The 21,328-nt window shown below is 61.4% G+C and carries 17 protein-coding genes; 2 read left to right on the top strand and 15 right to left on the bottom strand.

The window, feature by feature from the left end; genetic code table 11:
- Positions 1 to 83 precede the first annotated feature (83 nt).
- Genes M2395_RS10945 through M2395_RS10935 form a run of 3 tightly spaced genes read right to left on the bottom strand, consistent with a single transcriptional unit; the run spans position 84 to position 2,733 of the window.
- On the bottom strand, positions 84 to 791 hold the full coding sequence (locus M2395_RS10945) for a terminase endonuclease subunit (RefSeq protein WP_123430322.1): 708 nt from the start codon (positions 789 to 791) through the stop codon (positions 84 to 86).
- Between the two features lie 11 nt (positions 792 to 802).
- The gene (locus M2395_RS10940) at positions 803 to 1,810 is read right to left on the bottom strand and encodes a phage major capsid protein, P2 family (protein ID WP_123430323.1); all 1,008 of its coding nucleotides are present in this window, start codon (positions 1,808 to 1,810) and stop codon (positions 803 to 805) included.
- Between the two features lie 44 nt (positions 1,811 to 1,854).
- Positions 1,855 to 2,733 (bottom strand): GPO family capsid scaffolding protein, encoded by an 879-nt coding sequence (locus M2395_RS10935; RefSeq protein ID WP_123430324.1) that lies wholly within the window; start codon positions 2,731 to 2,733, stop codon positions 1,855 to 1,857.
- A gap of 151 nt (positions 2,734 to 2,884) precedes the next feature.
- Between M2395_RS10935 and M2395_RS10930 the strand changes: the two genes are divergently transcribed.
- Entirely contained in the window at positions 2,885 to 4,642 is a 1,758-nt protein-coding gene (locus tag M2395_RS10930; RefSeq protein WP_123430325.1) for a terminase ATPase subunit family protein, read from the top strand.
- Complete coding sequence (locus M2395_RS10925) at positions 4,642 to 5,694, top strand: phage portal protein (protein ID WP_123430326.1); 1,053 nt, start codon at positions 4,642 to 4,644, stop codon at positions 5,692 to 5,694. The genes M2395_RS10930 and M2395_RS10925 overlap by 1 nt, the downstream gene beginning before the upstream one ends.
- A 65-nt stretch (positions 5,695 to 5,759) precedes the next feature.
- On the opposite strand, the gene M2395_RS10920 is transcribed toward M2395_RS10925, so the two are convergent.
- The 12 genes from M2395_RS10920 to M2395_RS10865 all read right to left on the bottom strand — a co-directional run bounded on the left by M2395_RS10920 (position 5,760) and on the right by M2395_RS10865 (position 21,241).
- Positions 5,760 to 6,440, bottom strand: coding sequence for an SOS response-associated peptidase family protein (locus M2395_RS10920; protein WP_123430327.1), 681 nt, complete (start codon positions 6,438 to 6,440; stop codon positions 5,760 to 5,762).
- Positions 6,441 to 6,470: 30 nt separating this feature from the next.
- On the bottom strand, positions 6,471 to 7,109 hold the full coding sequence (locus M2395_RS10915; protein WP_233447054.1) for a hypothetical protein: 639 nt from the start codon (positions 7,107 to 7,109) through the stop codon (positions 6,471 to 6,473).
- An 897-nt stretch (positions 7,110 to 8,006) separates the two neighbouring features.
- Positions 8,007 to 9,347: a hypothetical protein gene (locus M2395_RS10910; RefSeq protein WP_148071253.1), complete on the bottom strand. Its 1,341-nt coding sequence runs from the start codon at positions 9,345 to 9,347 to the stop codon at positions 8,007 to 8,009.
- A 428-nt stretch (positions 9,348 to 9,775) separates the two neighbouring features.
- Entirely contained in the window at positions 9,776 to 10,675 is a 900-nt protein-coding gene (locus M2395_RS10905; protein WP_123430329.1) for a glycosyltransferase family 2 protein, read from the bottom strand.
- Entirely contained in the window at positions 10,659 to 11,762 is a 1,104-nt protein-coding gene (locus M2395_RS10900; RefSeq protein ID WP_123430330.1) for a hypothetical protein, read from the bottom strand. Before M2395_RS10900 ends, M2395_RS10905 begins: the two co-directional genes overlap by 17 nt.
- Entirely contained in the window at positions 11,759 to 13,831 is a 2,073-nt protein-coding gene (locus M2395_RS10895) for a glycosyltransferase (RefSeq protein WP_123430331.1), read from the bottom strand. Before M2395_RS10895 ends, M2395_RS10900 begins: the two co-directional genes overlap by 4 nt.
- A 25-nt stretch (positions 13,832 to 13,856) precedes the next feature.
- Positions 13,857 to 14,804, bottom strand: a complete 948-nt coding sequence (locus tag M2395_RS10890; RefSeq protein WP_041116981.1) for a bifunctional 2-polyprenyl-6-hydroxyphenol methylase/3-demethylubiquinol 3-O-methyltransferase UbiG — start codon at positions 14,802 to 14,804, stop codon at positions 13,857 to 13,859.
- 104 nt (positions 14,805 to 14,908) lie between these two features.
- A complete protein-coding gene (locus tag M2395_RS10885) occupies positions 14,909 to 17,098 on the bottom strand; it encodes a glycosyltransferase (RefSeq protein WP_123430332.1) in 2,190 nt (729 codons plus the stop codon).
- On the bottom strand, positions 17,091 to 17,783 hold the full coding sequence (locus M2395_RS10880; RefSeq protein WP_015634877.1) for a 2OG-Fe(II) oxygenase family protein: 693 nt from the start codon (positions 17,781 to 17,783) through the stop codon (positions 17,091 to 17,093). Before M2395_RS10880 ends, M2395_RS10885 begins: the two co-directional genes overlap by 8 nt.
- Before the next feature lie 5 nt (positions 17,784 to 17,788).
- Positions 17,789 to 19,165: a polysaccharide pyruvyl transferase family protein gene (locus M2395_RS10875; RefSeq protein ID WP_015634878.1), complete on the bottom strand. Its 1,377-nt coding sequence runs from the start codon at positions 19,163 to 19,165 to the stop codon at positions 17,789 to 17,791.
- Positions 19,162 to 20,436, bottom strand: a complete 1,275-nt coding sequence (locus tag M2395_RS10870; protein WP_011060350.1) for an ABC transporter ATP-binding protein — start codon at positions 20,434 to 20,436, stop codon at positions 19,162 to 19,164. The genes M2395_RS10875 and M2395_RS10870 overlap by 4 nt, the downstream gene beginning before the upstream one ends.
- Positions 20,426 to 21,241: an ABC transporter permease gene (locus tag M2395_RS10865; protein WP_015634879.1), complete on the bottom strand. Its 816-nt coding sequence runs from the start codon at positions 21,239 to 21,241 to the stop codon at positions 20,426 to 20,428. The genes M2395_RS10870 and M2395_RS10865 overlap by 11 nt, the downstream gene beginning before the upstream one ends.
- Positions 21,242 to 21,328 lie beyond the last annotated feature (87 nt).

Below are 21,328 nucleotides of genomic sequence, written 5' to 3'. Positions count from 1 at the left end.
GGCTTCACGTTCAGGCGGAGCGGTCTGGCCGATCCGCCCCGAGCCGGCGGGGTGCGTGGGGACGCTCGGTTAACTGCGTGCCTTTAAGGGGCTGGCGCAGTGTGTTTCTTGAGGAGGCGCTCGACGCGCTCCAGATCCTTTTTGCCGCCGCAGTTGCTGTGCAGCTCGATGGCGCGGGCCAGGTGTGTCTTGGCCTGCTCCAGGGGCTGGAGGGCAGTGTCTGCGGGGGCGTCATCGGCGACCTGAGCAGAAAGCGCCTTGCCGATGGCCAGGTGCAGCTTGGCTCGGGCCTGGTCCGGCATGTCTTCCTTGGTGGTGATCTGCTCGGTGCGCAGCAGCAATTCCAGGTCAAAGCTGCCGCCGGCTTTCTGGGCCTTCAACGCGGCTTCGGCGATCTCTTCGGCGACGATGGTGCCGGTGGTGCGCTCGAAGCGATCCGGCATCAGCAGCTGGTGCTCGATCACGTAGGCGGCGATGTCCAGGGCACCCTTGAAGTCGCCGGCGTCCATGCGCCAGACCATCAAGGTGGTCAGCACCTGGTCTTGGGCGCCTTTGCCCTCGGCAAGCATGCCTTCGACGTAGGGCTCGTACTCCGGCAGCAATTGCCGCTTGAGCTCTGCCTTGCCCTCGGTGGACTGCACCTGTTTTAGCCGCAGGTAATCCTGTTGGAGCTTGGCGAGGTGCAGCTCGTAGATGGTTGCGCCATCCATGGTCAGGGCTGGCCCGGCGACAGCAGCCGCTGCAACGGCTGCTGTTACGCGCTGGAAGTGACGACGGCAGGGGTTGGTCATGATTGCCGGCCTCAGCTCAGGGTGATGTTTTCGGCCATGGCAGCGCAGCCCAGGTCTTCGATCACATAGCTTTCATTGACCGACTCGAAGTTCTCGATGCGGTCGCGTTTGGCGTTGTCAACGACGGTGCGGCGGCGGGTACCTTCCTGCCAGTAGATCGACAAGTTGTCGAGGCGGGTTACCAACAGGCCATTGGCCGGGAAGTGCGGTACACGAACGGCTGGCAGGTTGCCAATTCGCTTTTGGCTGGTGACGATGTCGGCCGCGAGCATCTCGGTCGGCGCCTGGGTTTTGTTGATGATCGGGAAGTACTTGTCGGCCAGTAGCTGGCGACCGCAGACCACCACCAGTTCGGTGTCTTCCTGGTACCAGGGCTCAATGAACTCGTTGACCATGCTGACGACCAGGGCGTCGATGTTTTCGAAGTCCTTGCCCGCACCGATCTGGATCTTGCCGCTGCCGTCGACCACTTCGTGCAACACGCGAGCGGCGTTTTCCAGGCGCATTTTCTGCAGCCAGCCAATGTTCACGTCTTGCAACAGCGGGTTGGTGGATGGGTTGGAGGTCGCGGCGCGGCTGGTGCCGTTCCAGCCGATCATGATCCGGTTGAGGGCCTGGGCCTTGATGATGGCGTCACGAATGCGCGCCTGAAAGTCCTTGAACTTGGCCCACTGGTCGAGCTTCTGGTAGCGAATCCCGGTGTCGAAGTTGGTCTGGGTGCAGGTGTACCCGCGATTGTCCAGGCCGCTCGGGTCGCGGGGCTCACGGTCCTTAACGGTGGTGTCGGTGGTGCTGGCAATGGTCCCGTCGATGCCGATGCCGATCTTCTCGCCCGACTGTTCGGAGACGCCGTAAACGTTGATGGCGCTGAGGAAGGCGCTGGACTCCTGAATGCGGGTTTCCAGGGTCTGGGCAACGCTGGGGGCGGCCGTGAATTTGGTGGTGACGTCGCTCACGCCGTGCAGCTGCGCGAGTTGTTGCAGGTAGGCGTTGAAGAAGACGCGGGTATCGTTACGCATGGTGTTCTCCGATGTTCCTTGGCTTGGTGTTGTCCGTGTTGGGATCAGCAGTCGGTGACGAGAGCCCCGTCACCACCCGTAGCCGCGGGGCGAGAGGTGAACTGCGGTTGCTGGCTGGTACCGGCCGGCGTCTTTTCGAGCTTTTCCACCAGCGCCGAAAAGTCGGCAGCCAGTTTTTCGTGCTTGGCGAGCAGGCTTTCGCGGGCAGTTTTCTCGGCGGCGAAGGCCTGGCCCTGGCCGGCGACATGCTCAGCCATGGCCTCGACGGCCTCGCCGAGCTCGGTGAATAGAGCGGCGTCCTTGCCTTCCTTGTCCTTGCTCTTACCGAGCAGGTCGAGCACACGGCTGAACAGGCCAGCGACCTTGCCGCCTTCGTCCTCGACTTCCTCGAATTCAAGGGCCACCTCGATGGCCTCGGAAAACAGGTTGCTGGCGTCGCGCTTGCGGGCTGCCAGTGGGTTTTTGTCCGGGTTCTGGGCGCTGAACGTGAGCATTTCGGTACCCAGGCTGGCCGGGGTATCGGTCACCGCGATGCCGTCCAGGTAGGCGCGGCCGGTGTCGGCGAACTTCGGGCGGATCTCGATGCTGGTGTAGAGCTTCTGCCGGGCCTTGTTCATGTTCACCAGGTCGGCAGTGGGTTCGATCTGGGCGAACAGGGCAAGCTTCTTGGCGCCGGCAATCTCGACCTCTTCGGTCTTCAACGCGACCACGTCGCCATAGGCGCGGAACGGGCTGTCCGGCAGCATGCTGCGCATGTGCTCGATCCAGACCCGGGCGCCGTAGGTGTTCAGGCTGTAGGTCTCGGCAGCGTCGACCAGCCATTGCCGTTCGATCTGGCGGCCATCGGTGGTGGCGCCTTCAACGGCGACGCGGAAGAACTTGGAGCGGTGTTTCTTGGCTGGGGTGTCGGTTTTGCCGGCCATGCGTGAATCCTCAGTGCGGTGGCTGTGTGCCTTGGCGATGAGGGCATGTTGTTGAGCGCGGGCGAGACGGGCAACGAGGCGCTGTTGTAGATCCACGGCTTACAAGGGGCGGCGCGGGAAGTGTTCGCGCGCGGGCGGCAGCATCTGCGCCATGAATGCCATCGTCGATTTGCCCACCGATCATCGCCGCCACGCCAAACACCTGTATTGGCAGGGGTATCGCGTGTGCGAGATCGCCGAGCTGATCGGGGAGAAGGAAAAGACCCTGCACAGCTGGAAGGCCCGGGACGAATGGGACCGGGCCACGCCGCTGGAGCGCATCGAAGCGGCCACCGAAGCGCGCCTGGTGCAGTTGATCCTCAAGGACCCCAAGTCAGGGGCGGACTACAAGGAAATCGACCTGCTGCACCGCCAGCTGGAGCGCCAGGCGCGGATCCGGCGCTTTACCGAGGGCGGTACCGAAACCGAGCTGAACCCGAACCTGGCCAAGCGCAACGAGGGGCCGAAGAAGGCACCGAAGCGCAACGAGTTCGATGAAGAACACATCGAAAAGCTGACCGAGGCGTTCATCGATGGATGCTTCGGCTATCAGCTGGACTGGTACAAGGCGGGCAACCAGCGTACCCGCGCCATCCTCAAGTCCCGGCAGATCGGCGCGACGTTCTACTTCGCCCGGGAGGCGCTGATCGATGCGTTGACTACTGGGCGCAATCAGATCTTCCTTTCGGCCTCGAAGAATCAGGCGCACATCTTCAAGGCCTACATCCAGGCCTTCGCCCGGGAGACGGTCGGTATCGAGCTGACCGGTGATCCGATCATCCTGAGCAACGGTGCCGAGCTGCACTTCCTGGGGACCAACGCCCGGACCGCCCAGGGCTATCACGGCAACTTCTACTTCGACGAATTCTTCTGGACCTTCAAGTTCAAGGAACTCAACAAGGTCGCCAGCGGCATGGCGATGCAGAAGCAATACCGCCGGACCTACTTCTCGACGCCGTCGAGCATGGCGCATGAGGCCTACACCTTCTGGACCGGTGAGCGATTCAACAAGGGCAAGCCGGCGGCTCAGCGGATCAAGCTCGACGTGTCCCACAACGCCCTGCAGCAGGGGCGGCTCTGCGAGGACCGGATCTGGCGCCAGATCGTCACCATCCTGGACGCGGAAGGGCGGGGCTGTGATCTGTTCGACCTGGACGAACTGCGGCTTGAGTACGACGCCGAGGCCTTCCAGAACCTGCTGATGTGCCAGTTCATCGACGACGGGGCCAGCATCTTCCCGCTGGCAATGCTGCAGCCCTGCATGGTGGACAGTTGGGACCTCTGGGCAGAGGACTACAAGCCCTTCGCCGCGCGGCCGTTCGGCGATCGCCAAGTCTGGGTGGGCTATGACCCAGCGGAAAACGGCGATAGCGCGGGCATGGTGGTGATCGCGCCCCCCATGGTGCCCGGCGGCAAGTTCCGAATCCTGGAGCGGCACCAGTTCCGGGGCATGGACTTCGCGGCCCAGGCCGAGGCCATCCGCCAGGTCACCCAGCGCTACTGGGTGACCTACATCGGCATCGACATCACCGGCATGGGCTCAGGCGTGGCGCAGCTGGTGAAGTCGTTCTTCCCGAACATCACCACCTTCAGCTACTCGCCCGAAGTCAAAACCCGCTTGGTGCTGAAAGCCTACGACGTGATCAAGAACGGCCGGCTGGAGTTCGATGCCGGCTGGACGGATATGGCCCAGTCGCTGATGGCTATTCGAAAGACCGTCACCGCCTCCGGGCGCCAGTTCACCTACACGGCCGGTCGCACCGACGAAACCGGCCATGCCGACTTGGCGTGGGCGACCTTCCACGCCCTGCACAACGAACCCCTCGAAGGGCAGACCACGGCGAACACCGGATTTATGGAGTCCTACTGATGAGCAGACGTAACCGCGGAAAACAGCTGGTAACCGCCAATGCCCCGAAAGAAGGGGAGCTGCTGCAGGCCGAGGCCGGCCCGGTGGAGGCCTTCACCTTTGGGGACCCGACGCCGGTGCTGGATGGCCGCGAGATCCTCGACTACCTGCAGTGCTGGCTTAACGGCCGCTGGTACGAAACACCGATGTCCATGGATGGCCTGGCAAAGACCACCCGGGCCAGCGTGTACCTGCAGTCTGGGCTGAACTTCAAGCGGAACATGCTGGCCCGCACCTTCATCCCCCACAAGCTGCTCAGCCGTCAGGCCTTCGAGCAGTTCGCTCTGGACTGGCTCTGGTGCGGTAACTGCTACCTGGAGAAGCGCAACAACATGCTGCGCAACACCCTGGGCCTGGTCCCGCCGCTGGCGAAGTACATGCGCCGCGGCGCCGATCTGGTGACCTACTACCAGGTGCGGGGTTGGAAGGATGAGCACGAGTTCGCCCCGGGCTCCATCTGCCACCTGCGCGAGGCCGATATCAACCAGGAGATCTATGGCCTGCCGGAGTGGCTGGCGGCGCTGCAAAGCGCGCTGCTGAACGAGAGCGCCACCTTGTTTCGCCGCAAGTACTACAACAACGGCAGTCATGCAGGTTTCATCCTCTACATGACCGACGCGGCGCAGAAGGAAGAGGACATCGATTCGCTGCGTACCGCGCTGAAGAACTCGAAAGGCCCGGGCAACTTCCGCAACCTGTTCGTCTATGCGCCGGCCGGGAAGAAGGACGGCATCCAGCTGATCCCGGTCAGCGAGGTCGCGGCCAAGGATGAATTCAGCTCAATCAAAAACATCAGCCGCGACGACCTGCTCGCGGCCTTGCGTATTCCGCCGCAGTTGATGGGCATCGTGCCTCAGAACGCAGGTGGTTTCGGGTCATTGCGGGAGGCTGCTGAGGTGTGGGCGGTCAATGAGCTGGAGCCACTGCAGGCGCGCCTGGCTCAGGTCAACGAATGGCTTGGCGAGGATGTCGTCCGGTTCAAGCCGTTTGAGCTGGGTGCAAAGGAGACGTAGCGCCCTCTGATTGTGGAGTAAAGCCGCCGTCTGGGCGGCTTTCTTTTGTTCAGAAATCAGCCTTCTTAGCGTTGGGGAGTGATCAGCTCTGGCCCGTGATTCCGGACGTTGCCGACGGCGGTGCTTACCTTGAACCATTCGAAGGCTTCGGCGGGCTCGCCCTGGTGCAAGGCCATCTGCTCGGCGCGTTCCTTGGGCGTTGCGGGGTCGAGCCATTCCTGGGCCAGGTCCGGGGCCAGGACCACCGGCCGGCGGTCGTGAATATCGACCATGCCGCCGGCGCTGTCGGCAGTAATGATCACAAAACCGTCGTTCTCCCCGTGACCTCCGTCTGGATCCGGCAGTTGTCCAATTGAGGCGCAGAGGATGGGGGAGCCGTCGCGGTGTCGGATCAGGTAGGGCTGTTTCTTCGGGCCGCCTTCGTCCACCCATTCAAACCAGTTGTCGATCGGGCATATGGCCCGGTGCGGCCAGATCTGGCGGAAGAACGGCCCGTGAGCCACTTTCTCGACTCTGGCATTGATTGGCGCGGCGCGGTCGGTGGCCCAGTGCGGCCGCCACCCCCAGCGCACGGCGTCGGCGTGTAGTTTGTCTTCGGCGACGTGGAAGAGGGCGAGCTGCATCGTCGGCGCGGCGTTGTAGCGCCCCAGGGGCTGATCACCGACGCTATTGATCAGGGCCCCGGGCATGCTCAGGGCTGCGACAAAGTCGTGAATACCGCGGTACTGCGAAAGTCGTCCGCACATATGAGCGCCCTGGTGGTAGGCCAGCGATCTCTAAACTGTAGACCTGTCCCCATCTCTGGCAACAAACCCGCGCCCCTCGCAGACGGCACAGTCTTCTCGCATCGCGAACCGGTCAAGACAGGCTGAGCACTTCCTGAATGCTGCAGCGAGCAGAAGAGGGCGAGCACGGCGGTAGGTTTCGAAGTCGTGATTCTCCAGGGCAACCAACGCTTGGTCCGCGAGGGCTCGGTATGCGTCCGGATCATCGATGTTCGCGTACTCGCGTCCGTTGATGCGTTGGCCAGTGATCATCAGGTCATAAATGCTGCCGTCGGCCGTTGTGATCGTCAGGCCGTCCATTGACCACACATCCGAATTGATTCGGAACACGAGCCGACGACTTTCTTTCTCATCGATCACCTGGGCTGCCCATTCCTCCGAGCCTTCCGGGTAATAGGTTCTTCCCCAGAGCTTGCCCAGCCGCGGCCCGCCGCCCCGAGGAACCAGGTCGTAGAAGGCGGACGATATGAATTCAGGTTCGCAATCGATCAGCGTCTCAACGGCGTGCCAGTACGCAGCGTTTGCGAGCTCATCCAGTTCGAACTTCTGAGCCTGATCGATGACCTCAGCATCGACCATGTCTTTGCTGATGGCCAGGCAGCCTTGACGGTAAGCCTCGGGGTAACTCATGCGGAGTTCGTGGTCGTCCAGGTGTCGGCGCCAGTGGGCAAGCCACTCAGCTTTAGGGGGGATACTCATGAGATCAGACTGCTATAACTGATGCTGTATGTGCATACAGTAATTCAGCGGAGTCAAATCGGCGAATCAGGGCGACGAAGTGCTCAGTGCTATTTCGGGGCAGTGACGTGCCACAAATCGGGGCAGTGACGTGCTTCAGCTCCTGGCGCGCGCCGTCGTCCCCCCACCTCGCCTGCGGGCTAAATGGGTCGCTTTTTCTGCGGACCTGCGGACCACTCTCGGAGGCTCAGGCTGGGCGCTTCCTTGGAGTTTGGGAGGGGGGAGAAACCTGCGGAACCCTGCGAGGGTGGATGGTTTGCGCAACGCCTATAAGCACGTACGGACGGCTGAATTCTGTAGGTGCCTCGGGAAAAAGGTTAGTTTTTTTTTGAGGGGGTGTGATTGGGTTGGAAGGCCCGTATTTGTTGGGCTTGAGACCTAACTTTGATGGGTTAGGTTGGGTTAGGTCAAAGGTTAGGATTTCGTAACTATCTGTTTTTAAAGGAATTAATATATTGAATATTTAACACTAATAAAGGTTAGGAAATAACCAGACCTAACCGAAAAGCTAACCTTGCCAATCATTCGAAAAGCCATAGCGGACAAGGCTTTCAGCGCTCCCAATAAAAAACTAACCCTCCTAACCTGTTTCCCGTGGGTCAACATGAAAACGTCGTAGTACCTCTGACGGAGGACCGCTAATGCCGCTTGCAGGATTGCTCGCTTCAATCATCCTCTCAACTTCATGCGCGCACTCCCTCATCCACACCGCGTCAGATCTTGGCGTTCGAAGGTGGTTTGGGGATTGGAGCGATACGCACTGCCGCTGGCCCGCATGCACTGGGAGTCTCAGCTGAATGACTCTATGGGTGTTGGTTCACTTGAACCATTCAATATTGCCCGTATTGTTTCAATTGGGCGCTGGTTGTGAAATATCATTCTCAAGAAAATACCATCCATAAGCGCCATTTCTTGCTGTTCATTACCGACATAAATAGCTTTACCATTATGCCGATAGGGGTGAAAACCTTGTTGATCAAGCTGACTGGCCTCTCTATTTGTACCTTCGCGAACCTTAAATCCTGATTTTTTAAGTTTGTCGATCAGACCGCTAATATTCAGGCCGATGCAAACATTTTTTCTTCCAAATAGGATATCGAGTTTGTGGTTTTTCGAGATTTTCAAGCTAAAGATAGGAAGAGCTAGCGGGTGCGTCATCGAATCAAATAATCTAAATCTTGGGCAGTTTTTCGTACCGCCAAATTCATCAAACCACATGTTGAAAGCAATATGTCCCTTGCCTATGAATGAGCTTTTTGAGTACGAAGCTATAAATAAACAATCGTCTATTACGTCTAATGCCCATCCATTTGAGTCAGACTTCTCTAGAATTGCATTTAGTTCATCATCCCAGCTCGGCATGTAGACAAACTCGTCTGGAATGTAGATCTTTTGATTCGTGTCTGGATCCAGTGAGGAGCCACTCGTCATGACCTCCTTCACATGCCCCATCCTTTCAACCTGTCGAGACATACGCTGCAGTTGCTTGATCCCGGATTTCCCGTGTTCTTGTGCGAAGTAGTGGAGTGAGCGAGAACAACCACTTTTTGCAAAAAAATTCATGAACTCAAATACATCATGATTTTTCTTGCCTTCTTTTACTTCACCAATGCCAATGCCTCCGAGTGAACCCATTGTAAGTAAGTCTCCAACTTGAACGAAAGAAGTCAAATCGGAAATTAGTGAAAAACTACCAGGGTCTCTGCTGATCGTTTGATTGGCTGCTAAAACAACTGAGTCGAAGTTTGACTCTTTTAGGTTTACCTGATTCTGCTCTTTATAAAAGCGTCGGGCGTAGCAAAGTTGATTTCCAATCATTTGCCAAGCCATGTGGTCGGCAATGCCTTTAAATAAGACACTATGTGAATCAGTCAGGCTGTCGCCGGACTGGATGAATTTAATGATCATGTTCTGTGCTTCATGCATTCCGGCATGTGCTAAAGACAGAAACCTTCTTCTCAAGTCGGGGTTCTCTTTTATATCTCCGGTTTTAATTTCATCCCAGGTCGATTTCGATCCCTCACTGGCAAGCTCATATAGATTTCGTGCTAGTTCCTCCAGTTGAAGATCAAGCGATACCGGGCGTAGTGCAGTAAATGGATCGTATGTCCGTTTTTTTTTCTTCGTCATGCATTTGACTCCATGGATTCAAATCCAAATGCCAACTCCCTCGCGTTGGTCCTGGGCCTTGGGTGTGTTGGTAATGCGCATATTTTGTTTGTGTGAAGCCTCGAGCATAGCAACGCGCCCGAGAGGTTGCATTTAATCAGGTAGGAGTAAGGAAGCTAGGTGGTACAAAGGTGGTACGAATATTGTTCGATAGGTCTAGAGGCTTTTAAAAATAAGGCTGGGACGAAAAAACCTTCCAGTCCATCATCGGCGCCACGCTGAAGCGCCGGGAAGGTTCTGAACGGAAAGGGCTTGGAGCGGTAAAGGGCATGGGATGTTTGTCGCTTTGCGGGGCAACCGCCTGTGGTCATGGCGGTTGTCGGGGTGACGAATTGGCGCAGTTTATCAGGAAGTGCCACGCCGACGTTGTGCTCTGAGCCTTTGCCGGACTAGCGAGGCTGTCCGAGCATCCGTCCCAGCTGCGCCAGCCAGTGGTAGCCCACCACGAAACTGAATCGTAGCCAGACACCTGCACAGATGCTCCAGGAGAGGACCCGGGGATAGTCCTCACGAAAAAACTTGCCATAGAAGCGGATCATGCCTCGGTGCTTGTGCCATTCGACGAACACCGGGCGGGTGCGGCTGCAGGCGCCCCAGGCGTGAAAGATCCTGGCCTGGGGTACGAAGCAGACTTTCCAGCCTTCCTGGCGAAAGCGCATGCACAGGTCCAGGTCCTCGCAGTGCAGGAAGTAGCCTTCGTCCCAGCCGCCGACGCTGTCCAGGGCTTCGCGCTTGACCAGCATGCAGGCGCCGGAAATGGCTTCTACCTGCGTCGGACGGCTGGGCAGGGGCTCGCGGTGCAGAAGAAAGTCGGAAAACAGTCGCGGCGAGAGCCAGGCCAGGCCCGACAGGTTGAGGGCGCGTACTATTGCCCGCCGTGGAGTGGGGAAGACCCGACGTCCACCGGGCTGTTCGCTGCCGTCGAAGTTGCACAACAGGCCACCTGCCATGCCCAGATCGTGGGTGTGGCGCAGGGCGTCGATCATTCCTTGCAAGGCGCCCGGTTGCAATACGGTGTCGGGGTTGAGGAACAGGATGTGTGGCTGCTCGCAGTGACTAGCGCCTAGGTTGCAGGCCGCAGCGAAGCCGGTGTTGCTTGAGTTGCGCAGGATGAGCAGGCGTTCATCGGCAGCGAACCGGGTGGCAACCTGTTCCAGGCTGCCGTCATGGGAGGCATTGTCCACCAGCACCAGCCGGTTGATGTCCTGGGCCAGCACCGAGATCACGCAGTCCTCCAGCAGAAGGCCGGCGTTGTAGTTGACCACCACCACATCACAGGAACGCGGCATGGGCCCCCTCGAAGCGTTTTGCCCAGGAGTTGGCTTCGCGGAACCTCAGGGTCTCGGCCAGGGGCTCGGTAAACGTCAGCGCCTGGTGGATCACTCGGGAGATGTCGTCGAGGCTGTCGCTGAGAAACACTCCCGGAAGATGGCGCCTGGTGCCCATTTCGCCGAATGCGGTGCTGACCACTGGCAAGCCCAGGGCCCGGTACTCGTAGTATTTGATCGGGTCGACGTAGCGGGTGATGTCGTTGCACTTGAACGGGATCAGGCCGACATCGAACTCGGCCATGGCTTGCAGCGCGGCCTCGTGGGACAGCGCCGGCAAGCACCGGATATTGTCCGGCAGTGCCCTGGGCGAAGGTCCGTGCTGGGGGCCGATCAGGCGTACCTCGGCCCCGGGAAAGGCCACGGCCAGGGCAAGCACGAATTCCCAGTCGAACCACTCGGCGAGGGTGCCGATGTAGCCGAACACCGGCCGTGTTCCATGTGCTGCGCGCCGGGACAGGGGCAGGGCAGGCAGGCGTTCGCTGGCGCAACCATTGAGCAGCAGCCGGGTATCGACCTGTTGCCGTTGCCAGTAGCGCTGCAAAGTCGTGCAAGAGGCCAGGGCGGTGACCACAGCCCGGGCGGTCTGGTGCTGGCGCCGGTGCATGGCACGGCGCGACCAGCCGCGATAGAACGCCGGTACGTTGTCCATGACGTCATAGAAACTGCCGGCGAAGATCGGTTCCTGCAGCAGTTGCAGGGCCAGCCTCGAGGGTTTGCCGATGCCGAGCTGGGTCGGTGCCTGGGCAAAATGGCGGATCTGTTGCTTGAGCTCCTGCCAGAACAGGCGATTGACCCAGCCCGAGCCGGGCAGGGGCTCTATGGGCAGAGCCCGGGGCCTGGCCAGGGTCAGCCAGTCCGGCACGGCGACGGTCGGGCCCTGGTATGGCGGGCGGGTTAGCAAGTCGGCCAGTACCGGCAAGCGCGTGGGATAGGGTTCGACCCACAGCACGGGGGCCTGGGTGGCCGCATGGAACTGGCGCACCAGTTCATGGGGGCGTTGCGCGAAGCTGTGCCAGCTGACCGGTGACAGATAAACCAGCTTCATGATGGCTCCCTGGCGGTGTGGGGAGTCCAGAGTCGGCCCCATTTCGCCTCGTACAGGGCCTTGTTGCGCTCAAACAGTTGTTGGCGCTGGCTGCCGGGCATCTGGCTGAACGAGGCAGAAAGATGGTGATGAATGAACACGTCTTCGGCAAAGGCGCAGGACAGCCCTGCTTGCTCGACTCGGCGGCAATAGTCGTCGTCTTCGAAAAAGCCCAGGCCGAAGGCTTCATCCAGGGGCCCGACGCGCTCATAGGTCGACCTGGGCATCATGACCGCGAAGAAACCGAGGGTGGCGCAGGGCACCACCTGGCCGACATGGCGCCAGGTGTATTGGCGGGCGCGGCCAGGCATCTCCTCGAGGCTGCGGTAGCTGATCTCGATCTTCGCTTCGTTGCCGATGTTGTTGGTTACCGGCCCGATCAGGCCGAGCCCCGGGTTGCGTTGCAGGTGGTGGCGCAGGGTCTGCGCCCAGCCAGTGGTGACCTCGGTGTCGTTGTTGAGCAAGACCAGGAACTCGCCCCGAGCCCGGGCCAGGCCCTGATTGTTGGCCGCGGAGAAACCCAGGTTGCCGGGGTTGAGGATGAGCGAGTGAGCGCTGTCGCTGGCCCACTGCCGAAGGAATTCGACGCTGCCGTCGGTGGAGGCATTGTCGACGACAATGATTTCCAGATTGCGGCCCAGAGCATCGGCGGCCAGGCTGGCCAGGCAGGCGTGGGTAAATGCCAGGTTGTTGTAGGTCACTACTATCACGCTGATCAGGGGCCCGGTTTGCTCGCCTTCAACCAGGGCCTTCAACTGTTCTACCCGGTGCTCCCACGTCTGTTGTGCGGCGAATTCCTGGCGCTGGCGGGAAGTGCTGTCGCAGGCAGGTTCCTGCAACGCCTGGGCGATGGCTTCGATAAAGGAGGGGGTATCCCTGGCAATGGATACCTGCTGGCCGAACTCCTGCAGCTCGGGCAGATCCACCGCCACCACCGGCTTGCCGGCACTCAGGTATTCGTAGACCTTGACCGGGTTGGTGGCCAGGGTCAGTGCCTCGATGCTAAACGGCAGGATGCAGACATCGAAGGCCTGCAGGTAGGCGGACAGCTGTGCGTAGGGGATTTCACCGGTCAGCCTGACGTTGGCATGGCGCTGCAGGCGCGCACCAACCCGCCCGGTATCTGCGCCTATCAGCAGGATCGTGCAGTGCCTGAAGGCTTCGGCGATGGCGGCCAGCAGATCCACATCGAACCACTGGGCGAGCGCGCCGTAGTAGCCGATCACGGGACGGCCTTGCGGGTCCTGATAACACTGGGCCGGGGGCTTGGAAAAATAGGTGAAGTCGGCGGCATTGCGCAATACGGCGCGTTGCCCGGTGCTTGCAGGTGGGCAGTGCCGACTCCAGTGGCGTTCCAGCCACGCCGAGGCAAACAGCGTGATATCGGCCTCGCGCAGTAGCTCATGCTCCAGTTGCAGCAGGTCCGGGGCGTTGTTGCCGAAGCCCTGATGGTCGTCCATGCAGTCATAGACCAGGCGGCTGGCCGGCAGCGCCCCGGCCACGGGGGCCCAGAACGGGTGCTGGACCAGGGAGATCACCTGGCTCGAATGGGCCCAGCTCAATAACTCGCCGATGCTGCGACGCAACTGCTGGACCACGGCCTCTTGCGGGGCAGCGTGGTAGAGGAGCGGGGCTGTGCGTGCAAACAGCCGCACTTCGAACAGCCGCCCTCGGTCATCCAGCGGGCGCAAGGTAAAACCGTCGCGAGCGTCGTCCTCCAGGCTGGCCGAGACATAGAAAACCCGGCGTCCGCTGGTGCTCAAGCCGCGGGCCAGGTGCTGGGGACGCTGCTGGCGGAAATCCCAGTCGATGGCACCCCAGACCACGTAATCTGGCCATTGCTGGTCGGCCGCCGGTAGCACGCTACAAGCGGGTACGAAACTCTTGGCGGCCCGCTGATGCCGACGCAGGGCCCGCCAGCCAGGTCCCAGCACGCCGTGATACAGGCGCTGGATCAAGGCTTTCAGCAGGTAAGGCAGCGGCAGGCGGTGATAGATGCGGCGCCAGCGCTGGAACAGGGCGGTGCTCATTGCCGCGCCCCGGATACAGAGCGAGTCAAGGCACGGACTCCGACTGTTTCGGGGTCGCGGCAACGATCACGAAATCGCTGTTCAGGGTGCCCGACTCGATCAGCCCGTCTTCGATGTCGAACAGCATCCGCAGCACCCGCATCGCCTGGGGATCATCGGCCTTGAAATTGCCGGCGATACCATGCAGCAGAAATTGCAGCAGGGTGCCGCCGCAGGTGTTGAGGGCCTGGATCTCGAAGTGCTGCTCCACCACCTTGAGGATGTCCTGGGAGCGCACGGCCTCGGACGGATCAACCTTCACCACCTCTTGTGGATCAGGGAGCGGTACGTTGTTCTGCACCTGACCGTAGGAACCCTGGACGAAAGAGCGGCGCATGGCCGGGGGAATAAGGGCGAAGGCATGGCTGATGGCTGCGCACTGGGCCTGGTCAAAGGCAAAGTGATTGGCGCCGACATACTCGTTGAAGAACAGCCAGCCGTCTGCCTTCAAGGCCTGGCGGACATTGGCGCAGACCTTTTCCAATTGGCGAATGTGATGCAGTGAACCGTTGAACCAGACGGCGTCGTAATGAGCGCTGGGCAGTTGCACCCGCTCGACGTCGGTGAGGCTGTAGTGCAGGGTCCGGGCCCCCAGCGCCGCCGCTTCTGCCCGGGCGGTGTCCAGCGCCGCCGGGGCGATATCCACGGCGTCGCAGTCCTGGAAGGCCTGGAGTTTGTAGAGCTCGCGTTCCAGGGTACCGGTACCGCAGCCGATGCTCAGCATACGCGGCACCGGTAACCGGCCCGCCAGAAAGGTGTTCAGGCAATAGGGTACCCAGTGAGCATGACCGCTGCCGGCCGTGGCCTTTTGCTGATGGCGTTGTTGCACCGCAGGCACTGCCAGCCAGTAGACATCCGCAGAAAACGCATCCGAGCCAGCCTGGTTCTGTGACCAGTGCTCGGCGGTCTGCGCCTTGCGCTGCTCCTCGCTCATGTCGTCCGGGGGGACAGGGACGGCGACTGCCCGACCACTGAGCTGTTGAATTATTTTTTTCAGCACGTTCGGCATCTTCCTTGTGGGTGTATCGGGCTGCCGATTCAGTCGGTGAGCTTCATTTCCGTGGCGTCGGCGTTCGCTCTGCGGCGTACTTGGCGATGGGGTTGCCAGGGCCCCCACTTGCTTTCGAAGTAGGCCTGGTTCTTGTCCCATAACCGCTGGTATTCGCCGCTGGCGATAAGGGCCTTGAACGAGGCCTGGCCGTAGTGGTGGATGTAGCTGTCCTCGGCGCATACGGTGCGCAAGCCGGAGGCCTGGACTCGCCGGCTGTAGTCGTCGTCTTCGAACATGCCGATGCCAAAGGCTTCATCCAGCCAGCCCACCTGATCCAGCACTTCGCGGCGCATCGCTACGCAAAACATGGCCAGCATCGGGATGTCGAAGCAGCGCCCGCGGTACTGGCTGGCGCGCCGGTCGGCGAAACCCTCCATGTCGTCGAGGTCCTGGTAGTTGATGTTGACCCGGGCCTCGTTGCCCACCGCATTGGTGGTCGGCCCCACCAACCCCACCTCCGGGTCGTCGAGGTGGCGCAGCAGGGGCGCGAGCCAGCCCTTGGGCACCACGGTGTCGTTGTTGAGCAGGACCAGGTAGTGGCCCTGCGCAAGGCGCAGGCCCTGGTTGTTGGCGGCGGCGAAACCCAGGTTCTGTTCGTTGAGCACGATGCTCACATTGGGTTCGCTGCGGGCCAGGTAGCGCAGGTAGTTGCGGGTGGAGTCCTGCGAGGCGTTGTCGACGATGATCAGTTGCAGGTTCGGGTAGGCGCAATTGCGCAGCAGGCTGTCGATGCAGCCGCGGGTCAGCTGCACATTGTTGTAGGTGACGATGATTACCGAGACCTTCGGAAACAGTTCGACCAGCGCATCGCGCGTGTCTTCGAAGCGTTGCCGCCAATCGTTTTCCCTGGCCAGTGCCAGCCGTTGGTCCCAGCGCTGCAGATCGGTTTCCCCGAGGGCTCTTTCGATCTGCGTGACAAAGGCAGACGGCCCGTCGGCGAAATACAGGTAAGGCTCGTAGATCTGCATCTCCAGCAGCGGCACTGCGACCACGGGTTTGCCGGCGCTGATGAACTCGTAGAACTTCACCGGATCCACCGCGTGGGTCACGTTGTAGAGGCGAAAAGGAATGATGCAGACATCGAAGTGGTACAGGTATTGCGGCATCTGCGAGTAAGGCTTGCGGCCCAGCAGGTGCACATTGGGCAAGCGGTCGAGGCCGGCCAGGTCACGGACGAACACATCGCCAATGAGCACCAGATTCCACTCTGGTCGTTGCCGGGCGATGGCCGCCACCAGCTCAAAATCGACCCATTCGGCCAGGGCACCATAGAAGCCGATGATCGGGCCTTGAAGCTCCTCCAGCAGAGTATTGGGTGTACAGCATCGGGCAAAGAAGTCGAAGTCCACCCCGTTTCTAACCAACTGGCAGCGACGGCTGGTACTGGCCCATTTGTCGTACAGCACGGAGGCGGTGACGGTTACCAGATCAGCCTGCTTCACCAGTACCTGTTCCTGGTCCAGCAAGGGCTGACCGATGTTCGGGAAGTCCTGCCATTCGTCCATGCAGTCGTATTGCACGGGCCAGCCGTATGCCTTGCGCAGGTGCAGGGCCAGGCGCGTCCAATAGGGCAGGTGAACCACCGACACCGCCGTCTTGATCCGGTAGTCGCTCACCAGGGCCTGCAACGCCTCGGCATTGGCGCGCAGGTTGCCTTCGGTGATGCAGGTGGCGTAGTAGTCCTGCCGTGCAAGCCCGCGCAGGGTGACTTCGAAGACCCCGGGAGCGACTGGGTGCACCGCATAGGGCCGCTCTGCCGCGGGTAGCGGCGAAAGGATAATGTAGAACACCCGATAACCCTGGATAGCGAACTGCGTCATCAGTTGCTGTGGTCGCTGGAACCTGGCGGACCAGTCGATATTGGCAAAGCACAGCAGGTCAAAATGCTGAGCAGCAGAGCCGGGTGCTGAGTCCTCCACGATATCGGGCTCCAAGGGGGTGGAAGCTGGCAGAGGCTGGACGAGAGAGGGCAGGTGAGTCGGGTACTCGCTCTCGTCGTTGATCACCCCGTGCCGCAGCAGCTGCATCAGCATGCGCAGGGGGCGGGTCAGGCGCCAGGAACGCGAGCGCCGCATATGTTCGATATGCGCCAGGGCGGCATCGCGCTGAAGGATGGCCTGTGCGTGCTCGAGCCGCAGCCGGGTCGACTCCTGCTCCTGCGAGTGGGACTTAGTCATGAGCGGGCTCATAGTTGTGCAGTGGGCTCTGGTCGCCACTGGGCCACATTGAGCTGAGGGAGCCGGGCCGGTAGAAGGTCACGGTCATGCTGCGCCGTGAAGTCCGGCAATTCGCTGCCACTTGCGTCACCGCATGCCAGGAGTTCTCGGCGCGTACCAGTACTGCCGACGTGCCCACCAGGGGCGGGATCACCGCGACCACATCCGTGGGGTCGGCAGAGCCCAGGATATTCAGGCAGCCACCGTCCTCGATGTCCCAGGAATCGTTGAAATACAGGATATGGGTCACCAGCTTGTCGCCCAGGTCCGGGTGCGGGCCGAGGCAGGCCTGCGGCCCGTAGTGGAAGACATTGACCTCCATGGGAGCGTTTCTGAGGTCCATGTCGGTGAGTGTCGACAGCGCCAGGCGATAGTCCGGTGCGGTCAGGTCGCTGGCCAGCCTGCGCCAGGCCGGGCTCAGGCGCTGCTCGTGGATAATGCGCCCGGTGCCCATTTCCACCAGTTGCCGCGCATGGTACTCGTAGTCCTTTTCTCCGCCATAGCCGGACACCGTCTTGAAGGAGTCACGGGGATAGGTCGCTACCAGGGCTGCGGCGTCCGCGGGCGAATACAGTTCGGTGATCCGCCCCCAGCGAAAGGGCTGAGTGTGCAAGGGGGCTCTGGTCAGCATTGGCAGATTCAGCATCGTATTCATCTTCCCAATAAATGTTGCAGGCGCCGCCGCAGGGAGCGTAACGGCGCGGTGAGGCGATAGGAGTTGGAGCGATGGATTCGACCCAGCTCGGCATCGACCCGACTGGTGAGTTCCGTTTGGTGGCGGCGTAGTAGCGTCAACTGCTGTACCTGGATTTTCAGCGCATCCAGTTCGGCCTGTTTGCTCAGGATTGCCTCGCGACAGTCCGGGAGGGGGGCCTCCAGCAGGCCGGGCAGGGCCTGCCAGAAGCGGTTCAGCGCCTGGCTGGTGGAGCGCGGGCCCTGGGCGATCAGTTCGGCTACCCGGTCCCAATGGCGCTGCACTTGTTCTTGCGCGGCGATCACCTCGGGGCAGGGCCCCGTTTCGCTCAGGTGTTGCAGGAACCATTGGGGATCGATGGGCTGTTCGGCGGGCAGGGGGCGGATCCCGCGGTATGCGCGCAAGGCGGTGTACTTGCCCTGGTTCAGGTTGGCCGAACAGAAGGCCGGTACGCCGAAGGCCAGGGCGGTGATCGCCAGGTGATAGCTGTGGCCGATGACGCCCTGGGCCTGGGCCAGGATCTCCGCCAGTAGCAGTGGCTCTGGCCAGGCCGGCAGGCGCACGGCCCGTGGCAGGTCGGCCCCGAGAATCGACTCATGGTCCCCGAGCACCGGGCCGATGGGCAACAGCAGCAGCTGCCACTGGCTGAACAGCGCGTTGTGGGTTTTCCATAGCTGGAGAAAGCTCTCCAGGCCGGCAATCGCATGCACCACCAGATAGGGCCCGGTCAGGCCGGCCTGGGCACAGAGTTGGCGATAGGCCGCCGAGGGTTGCTGCCGGTCGATCAGGCTGGGCAGGCCAAAGGCGGTATCCGGCAGTACCTCGACCTGGGCCTGCTCGCTCAGCGCGGACAGGGTGTTTGCAGACAGGGCATCGCGCACCCGGACGTGGGGGCTTTGCTCCAGGGTCAGCCTGACCAGCGGGGCCGCCCAGGATGGAATCGGGTTGCAGTGCATGCCGGGGGCGTTCCAGATCAGCGGCACATTGTGTTGCAGGGCCATCAGCGCAGGCGACAGCCAGTACCCGGTGGGGTGATGGATCTGCGGGTCGGGCGGGTAGTAGTCGGCAGCGATGACCTTGTCGAAGCGAATGATGAAGCCGCCGCCGATCAGCACTGCGTCCAGGCTATCGATGAGCTGGGGCAGTTCACTGACCGAGGTGACGGGGTAGGGCCATTGCGGCGTGCTGCGCGAGTGATAGGAGAACGCGTGCAGGCGCACCTTGCCCAGGCGCGCCTGCAATGCTGCTTCGGCAATGAGGGGGAACAGCAGGTCGCCGTAGTTGGCTACATCGAAGGTACCGAAGATCGCGACTTGCCATTGCTTGTCGCTCATGAACGCTCCTCGACTGCCAGGAGCTGCTGCGATGGGCGGGTGACAGGTTCGATGTGCAAGTCGACGATTCCCAGGAAGTGCTTGTTGCCCGGCAAGGTGTCGAACGCCAGGAGGGCCACCTGCTTTTCAATCAGGTGGGAGGTTTCTTCCGTTTCGCCATTCATCAGCTTGAGCGTGATGTGGTAGCGCCCGGCCGCCAGGTTGGCGGCGAATCGCAGGCACACCGAGGCGCTGCGCCAGCCTTGCCGGGACTCGCCGCATTGCAGGGCGACGTTGACCCCGCTGACCACCAGCAGCCGGGCTTCCTGGATGGTCAGGCTGATATTGGGGCGGGCAATGGCGTCGCTGACCTGGGCATCGATGGCGATTTCGATCATGTCGCCGTGGGCAAAGCTTGAGTACAGCGCCCCGGTATTGCTGAACACGGCTGAGGTGATCCGCCCTTCAGGGGTGCCGAAGGCCATGCCGTGCTTCGGGTTGAGCGGTGTCTTGGCGCTGACCTGGACGGCGCCCGCGCTGGCCCAGCGGCGCTGTTCGTCACGCATGTCCAGCAGGTACAGCTCGGCCATCGCCTCCGGTGCACCGCTGGCGCGGATTTCGCCGTCGCGCAGGTAGAGGGCACGGTTGCAGAAGCGCTTGACCATGCTCATGTCATGGGACACGAACAGCAGGGTCGTGCCTTGTCGGGTCAGGCGCTCCAGGCGTTCCAGGCACTTGAACTGGAAGGAAGCATCGCCGACGGCCAGGGCTTCGTCGACGATCAGGATATCCGGCTCCACGCACACCGAAACGGCAAAGGCCAGGCGCACCAGCATGCCGCTGGAATAGGTCCTGGTGGGCTGGTCGATGAATTCGCCGATGTTGGCGAAGGCGGTGATTTCGTCGAAACGCGCCTCGATCTCCGCGCGTTTGAGGCCCAATACCGCACCGTTGAGGTAGACGTTCTCGCGGCCGCTGAACTCGGGATTGAACCCCGAGCCCAGCTCCAGCAGGGCGGCGATCCGCCCATGGCTGGTCACGCTGCCCGTGGAGGCGGTGCTGGTGCGGCAGATCAGTTGCAGCAGGGTCGACTTGCCGCTGCCGTTGCGGCCGATGATGCCCAGGGTTTCGCCCTTGCGCACTTCCAGCGCAACGTCCTTCAAGGCCCAGAATTCGCGATAGCGCTGCTTGCCGCGGGGCAGCAGCAGTTGCAGCAGGCGGTCGCGGGGCTGGTCGTAGATCGGGTAGCACTTGCCCAGGCCCTGGGCCTTGATCGCCAGTTCAGAGCACATCGGCGAACCCCGGGCGGGTTTTTTCGAACCACGCCCATCCCAGGAAGGCCACGCCTAGCGCGACGCTCAGCTCTATCAGCCACAGGCCGAGATCGGGCACCACGCCCCAGATCAGCACGTCGCGGGAGGACTCGATCACCAGGGTCAAGGGGTTCAGGTAGAGCCAGTGCCGGTAGGCCTCAGGCAGGGCGCTCAGCGGATAGAACACCGCCGACATCAGCAGCAGGGCCGACATCAGTACACCGATGACCTGGCCAACATCCCGCAGGTAGACCCCCAGGGAGGCGAGGACCCAGGACAGCCCGAGGGTGAACAGCACCAGGGGCAGCAGCACCAGGGGAAACAGCAGAGCGGTGGGCGGCGGCAGGCCGAAGGCCAGGAGGTGGAACAGCAGCCAGACGGCAAAGCTCACCAGCGTGTGGAACAGCACCGCCCCGAGCATCACGCAGGGCAGCATGTCCAGGGGGAACACCACCTTCTTCACATAGTTGACGTGGCTCAGGATCAGCCCGGGGGCTCGGGTGAGGCATTCGGAGAACAGGTTGAAGACCATCATCCCGGTGAACACCAGCAGGGCGAACTGGGTGTTCGAGTCGTTGTCGGTTCCCCAACGCACCTTGAACACCACGCTGAACACGAAGGTGTACACCAGCAACATGAGCAAGGGGTTGAGAAAGGACCAGAGCAGGCCGGCGATCGAGCCGCGGTAGCGGCCTATCACTTCGCGTTCGATCAGTGCCCGCAGCAGCTCGCGATGACGCCAGGGCCTGAAGGTGAAACGGTGCAGCGTGGTACTTCCGGTCAACTCCCGCTCCTTGGGGCCAGCTTCCAGCACCACCCCATGCTCGACAAGGGCATGGGTGAACGGGTGGTGATTCGAAGCGAAGGATTT

This window comes from Pseudomonas sp. BIGb0176 (assembly GCF_024810175.1).
Classification (GTDB): domain Bacteria; phylum Pseudomonadota; class Gammaproteobacteria; order Pseudomonadales; family Pseudomonadaceae; genus Aquipseudomonas; species Aquipseudomonas protegens.
The sequence above is the reverse complement of the archived record's forward strand: the minus strand, read 5'-3'. Positions and strand labels throughout refer to the sequence as shown.